General features: G+C 51.5%; 6 protein-coding genes. All 6 read right to left on the bottom strand.

Features of this window, described 5'->3' with window-relative positions; translation table 11 throughout:
• Positions 1-92 precede the first annotated feature (92 nt).
• On the bottom strand, positions 93-932 hold the full coding sequence (gene ubiA / locus ACTHUT_RS13040) for a 4-hydroxybenzoate octaprenyltransferase (protein WP_431768194.1): 840 nt from the start codon (positions 930-932) through the stop codon (positions 93-95).
• Between the two features lie 228 nt (positions 933-1,160).
• A complete protein-coding gene (locus tag ACTHUT_RS13045; RefSeq protein WP_250600985.1) occupies positions 1,161-1,655 on the bottom strand; it encodes a chorismate--pyruvate lyase family protein in 495 nt (164 codons plus the stop codon).
• Positions 1,645-2,301, bottom strand: a complete 657-nt coding sequence (gene bioD / locus ACTHUT_RS13050; protein ID WP_250600986.1) for a dethiobiotin synthase — start codon at positions 2,299-2,301, stop codon at positions 1,645-1,647. The genes ACTHUT_RS13045 and bioD overlap by 11 nt, the downstream gene beginning before the upstream one ends.
• Positions 2,298-3,587 carry an adenosylmethionine--8-amino-7-oxononanoate transaminase gene (gene bioA, locus ACTHUT_RS13055; protein WP_250600987.1) on the bottom strand — a complete coding sequence of 430 codons (1,290 nt, stop codon included), beginning with the start codon at positions 3,585-3,587 and terminating at the stop codon, positions 2,298-2,300. Before bioA ends, bioD begins: the two co-directional genes overlap by 4 nt.
• A gap of 52 nt (positions 3,588-3,639) precedes the next feature.
• Complete coding sequence (locus ACTHUT_RS13060; RefSeq protein WP_250600988.1) at positions 3,640-4,545, bottom strand: DMT family transporter; 906 nt, start codon at positions 4,543-4,545, stop codon at positions 3,640-3,642.
• 193 nt (positions 4,546-4,738) lie between these two features.
• A partial coding sequence (gene trpB, locus ACTHUT_RS13065; protein WP_440418872.1) for a tryptophan synthase subunit beta occupies positions 4,739-5,646 on the bottom strand: 908 nt, incomplete at its 5' end.

The raw sequence follows: 5,646 nt of genomic DNA on the forward strand, positions 1-5,646 counted from the left end.
ATGAAAAGGGGTATGTCCGGCATACCCCTTTTCCTTTTCTTTTCAGACGGCCTCAACCTAGTTTTTTAAAACAGTTTGGGAACCAAAAACAACTAGAAATAATGGCAGACCAATCCGCAAAACCACGCCAAACCGATGCGGTTGTTGGCCAAAAACGTTTCGAAACACAACTGGCGGTCGCGCGTACGGATGGCGGCATACTGCTGATACTGCCAATAAACGGTTACCGGCAATACCAGCCAATAAGGCCAAGTTGCGCCGATTTTGATACCCAATACCGCCATCAATACGGTAAACCAAAAATGGCAAAGCATAGAGGCGGTAATATCGTGATGGCCAAATGTGATTGCCGAAGTTTTAATGCCGATTTTCAAATCGTCTTCTTTGTCCGCCATGGCATAAATCGTGTCGTAAGCCAGCGTCCATAAGGCATTGGCGGTAAACATCAGCCATGCTTCGGGAGGCACTCGGTCTTGTACGGCGGCAAAGGCCATGGGAATGCCGAACGAAAATGCCAGCCCCAAATAAAACTGCGGCAACGGGAAAAAGCGTTTGGTAAAGGGATATGTGACGGCCAAGAACAAGGCCGGAAGGCTCATCAGCCAAGTAAAACGGTTGAGCGGCACCAAGCATAAAGCCGCCATCAGACACAGCATGACGGTTAAAAGCAGCGCTTCGGTTTTGGAAACCAAGCCTTTGGCAAACGGGCGGTTTTTGGTGCGCTCTACTGCGCCGTCAAAATTGCGGTCGGCAAAGTCATTCACGACGCAACCTGCGCTGCGCATTAGAAATGTGCCTACGGTAAAGGCAATAAAAATATCCGCGTCAGGAACGCCTTTAGACGCAATCCACAATGCCCAATAAGTCGGCCACAGCAAAAGCAGGGTGCCAATGGGTTTGTCGACGCGCATCAGCTTGGCGTATATCACCATCCGTCCGACAGCGTAACGCGGTAGAATTTGTAGGAAAAATCGCCTTATGTTCATTGATGTAATGTGTCGTTGTTTATACGTCGATTCGGAAGGAAAGGCTTTTTTAGAGCCTTAGTTCTTATTATAATTTATTGCCGTCTGAAATTAAACAGATCTTAACAATTTAATTTATTGTATTATAACAGAATTATGACAAATATCGGTAATTGGTTTTATTTTCAGACGGCCTTAACGGTATAAATCTATTAATTTCAATAAGAAATATTCTGTTAATTCCAATGTTTCGCCGTTCCAATCGAAATACGAACGGCGCGCGGTAACAGGCCGTCTGAAAGATGGATGGTCGGAATCTTCAAAACGAAGAAACTCAAAATCCGAACGCTTCAACGGCAATGTACCGTCAAACAGGCGCTCACCCAAAGGCTGCGTTCCGCAATCCAATAATTCTGTCCATAGACGGCTATCCGGCCGGCACGCGCTTCTGGCTTGTATCACTGTTTCACCGTCCAGTTTGAGCAAAACATCGCGCACAAAGATTTCATCGCTATTGTCCGTCCCCTTCGTCAAACCCAAATACACAGGCTCGACTGAAAAATCCTTACCAGAAGCGCGTAAAGCGGCGGTTAGCGAAGAAACGGTCAGTAGATGTCCGGCCTTAGACGGCAAAAGACTTGAAGCTTCGGCATGTGAACAAAGCGTGCCACGCGGTATATCAAGCTCCATCTGACACCTCTGTCTTGGCCAATTCCTGCCATTTGGCTTTGGGAAACTCATCTTTCAGACGGCCTTTAAGATATTCCAAGGTATCTCCGGCAACGGTTTCATCCTTGCTGTCGTGAATATGGTTGAAAATCAGGCTGTGCAACTGAATGCCGTATTGTTTGAGCGCGGCGAAGCTGAGCAGGGTGTGGTTGATGCTGCCGAGCCGTCCGCTGGTAACGAGGATGACGGGATAGCCTTGCTGACGGATATAATCAATGGTTAACAGATTTTCCGTCAGCGGAACCATCAAACCACCCGCGCCTTCAACCAACACGATTTCGTATTGCGCCGCCAATTCTTGCGTGGCGGTACGGATTTTCTCCAAGTCCAAATCCCTGCCGTCCAGTCGGGCAGCAAGGTGGGGCGAAGCCGGATAGCTGAAGATTTCGGGCATGGTCAGCCCTTGTTTGTCGGCTTCCTGCATGGGTATGCCCATGATTTTACGATGGACGGCGATGTCTTCAGCGATGTCTTGGCAACCGGTTTGCACGGGCTTTTGCGTGATCACGCTTTTGCCTTGCTGCAATAATTGTTTTGCCAACACGCCGGTAGCGACGGTTTTGCCGATGTCCGTGTCTATGCCGCTGACGAAGTAAACGCCTTTCATTTGCTGTGTTCCTTCAAAATTTGCACGGTTTTGTCGGCAAGTTCGGTCAAGAGGTCGTCTGAAATAATGTAAGGCGGCATGAGATACACCAGCCTGCCGAACGGGCGCACCCAAATGCCCTGCGCCACGCAGTCCGCTTGAAAACGCGCCATATCCACGCTTTTTTCCAACTCTATCACCCCGATGGCACCCAAAACGCGCACATCTTTCACGCCGCGAATGTCCCATGCAATTTTCAGACGACCTTTTAGAATGCTTTCAATGCGTCGGATATTTGCCTGCCAATCTTGGGACAAAAGCAGTTTGACCGAAGCGCAGGCAACGGCACACGCCAGCGGGTTCGCCATAAACGTCGGGCCGTGCATAAACACGCCCGCTTCGCCGCGCGAAATCATTTCGGTGACTTTTTGCGAAGTGATTGCCGCCGCCAGCGTCATATAGCCGCCGCTCAAGCCCTTGCCGATGCACATAATATCCGGCACGACTTCCGCGTGTTCGCAGGCAAACATCTTGCCCGTGCGCCCGAATCCGGTGGCGATTTCATCAAAAATCAACACGATATCAAATTCGTCGCACAAATCGCGCAAACCGCGAAGATAATGCGGATGATAAAAATACATACCGCCCGCACCCTGCACGACCGGTTCCAAAATAAAGGCGGCGATATCCGCATGATACGCTTCAAACAAGGCGTGGACAGGCTGCAAATCCACCTCGTCCCATTCATCGTCGAAACGGCTTCTCGGATTATCGACAAAATAACGCTGCGGCAGAGCGCTACCGAAAATATGGTGCATGCCCGTTTCCGGATCGCAGACGGACATCGCGTTCCAAGTATCGCCGTGATAGCCTCGCCGCACCGTCGCAATATTCTGCTTTGCCGTTAAACCCCGCGCCTGCTGGTATTGCACCGCCATCTTCAGCGCAACTTCCACCGAAACCGAACCCGAATCCGCATAAAAAATACGGTCCAGCCCCTGCGGCAAAATCCCGACCAACAACTTGCCCAGCTCCACCGCCGGCTCATGCGTCAAACCACCGAACATCACATGCGACATCTGTTTAATCTGCGCCTCAACCGCCTGATTCAAAACGGGATGATTGTAGCCGTGTATCGCACACCACCAAGACGACATCCCGTCAATCAACCGAGTGCCGTCCGCCAATTCGATGTGCACACCCTCCGCACGGCGCACCGGATAAACAGGCAACGGGTCGGTCATGGATGTATAGGGATGGAGCAGATGGGCGCGGTCGAAATCGAGCAGGGAGGAATGTTCAGACATGTTTAAAACAATGGTTTGATTAGTCTCATTATTATATAACATATTTCCTATTTCAGACGGCACGTCTTCCGTACTGCATCAACGCCAATCCGCCCACTGCCGCCAAACAGCCGGCGACCAAGGAAACATGCAATGCCTCGCCCAAAAACCAAGCGGAACACAAAATGCCGAATACCGGCACCAAAGTAATGTACGCCGCTGCGCTACCGGCGCCCAAAGACTTCACGCCTTCAAAATACCACGCATAGCTCAAGACCGTTGCCCCGACAGACAATCCAATCAAAGCAAACCAGCCCCTGCCGTCCATTTCGGCAAGCATACCAAACGGCAGGCCGTCTGAAATCAACGCAGGCGGCAGCAACATCATTGCACCCAGCCAAGCGGTGGCCACGGTGACAGTCAGCGCATCAATCCCCCGCAACACCGCCCTGCCTATCATCGTATAAGTAACCAAGCAGCAAAGGCTGCAAAACACCAGCACTTCGCCCCACCCTATGCCGCCGCCCGACAAAAATGCCGCAATCTCGCCATGTGTAACCGCCCATATCGAGCCTGCCACTGCCAACAACATGCCCGACACAATCTTGCCGTTGAGTTTCTCGCCAAATAGCAAAGCCGCAAAAAACATCGTCAACACAGGATTGAACGTAACCAACACCGTCGCCCTTGAAGCAGGAATCCGTTGCAAACCCAGCATAGACAATACGGTAAAACCAAAAACGCCGAATGCCGCCGCCAGTACCAACCCAAGCCATTGTTTGCGCGACAAAACCACCAAAGTACGCAACCGATACCGTGCAAACAGCCAGCCCAAAAGCAAGATTGCCGCCGTCAAAAAGCGTAGCATACCGCCAGTTAAAGGCGGCAGCGCCTGTCCCAGCATCCGCCCCATCGGCCAAGATGCGCCCCAAAACGCCGCCATGCCCAATAGTTTTAGATGGATTGCTAAATGTTTCATGGTGATGGATAACTTGAATAATTGGTTTAGAAAGCGTACACGCGCGGTTTGAAAGGATAAATTTCCTTAGCCGCCGATACTTGATAGAGTTTACACGGATAAAATACTACGCTGATCATTATGGAAACAAAGGCCGTCTGAAAGACTGAAATCCAGCTTTTTCAGACGGCCTTTACTGCTCAATCAATAAGGCTTACAACTCAATGCCTTTGAGTTTTGCCACGGTATTAATGTCTTTATCGCCGCGACCGGAGAGGTTGACCAAAATCACTTGGTCTTTGCTCATTTTCGGCGCGTTTTTCACCGCCCAAGCAACGGCATGGCTGGATTCCAGCGCAGGAATAATGCCCTCGAAACGGCAGAGCAAGTCAAAGGCTTCGAGTGCTTCGTCGTCTTTGGCAACGGTGTATTCGACGCGGTTGATGTCGTTCAAATGGCTGTGTTCCGGGCCGATGCCTGGGTAGTCCAAGCCTGCGGAAACGGAGTGCGTACCCAAAACTTGGCCGTTTTCGTCCTGCATCAAATAGCTGCGGAAGCCGTGCAATACGCCGATAGGGGCTTTACTGGTAATCGGTGCGGCGTGGTCGGGGGTATCTACGCCCAAACCGCCGGCTTCTACACCGACCAGACGTACGTTTTCTTCTTCGATATAGGGATAGAACAAACCGATGGCGTTCGAGCCGCCGCCCACGCAGGCAACGGCAACATCAGGTTGGCGGCCGATGGCTTCCAACATTTGTTCTTTGGCTTCATTACCGATCACGCATTGGAAATCGCGTACCATTTCAGGATACGGCGCAGGACCTGCGGCAGTGCCAATGATGTAGAACGTATCATCCACACGCGCCACCCATTCGCGCATGGCTTCGTTCATTGCGTCTTTCAATGTACGGCTGCCGCTGTCCACGCTGACCACGTTCGCACCCAATAATTTCATGCGGAACACGTTGGGCATTTGACGTTGGATATCGTCCGCGCCCATGTACACGTCGCAAGTCATGCCGAAGCGTGCGGCAACAGTGGCGGAGGCCACGCCGTGCTGACCCGCGCCGGTCTCAGCAATCACGCGTTTTTTGCCCATGCGGCGGGCAAGCAATGCCT

Source organism: Neisseria sp. P0022.S010 (assembly GCF_051956635.1).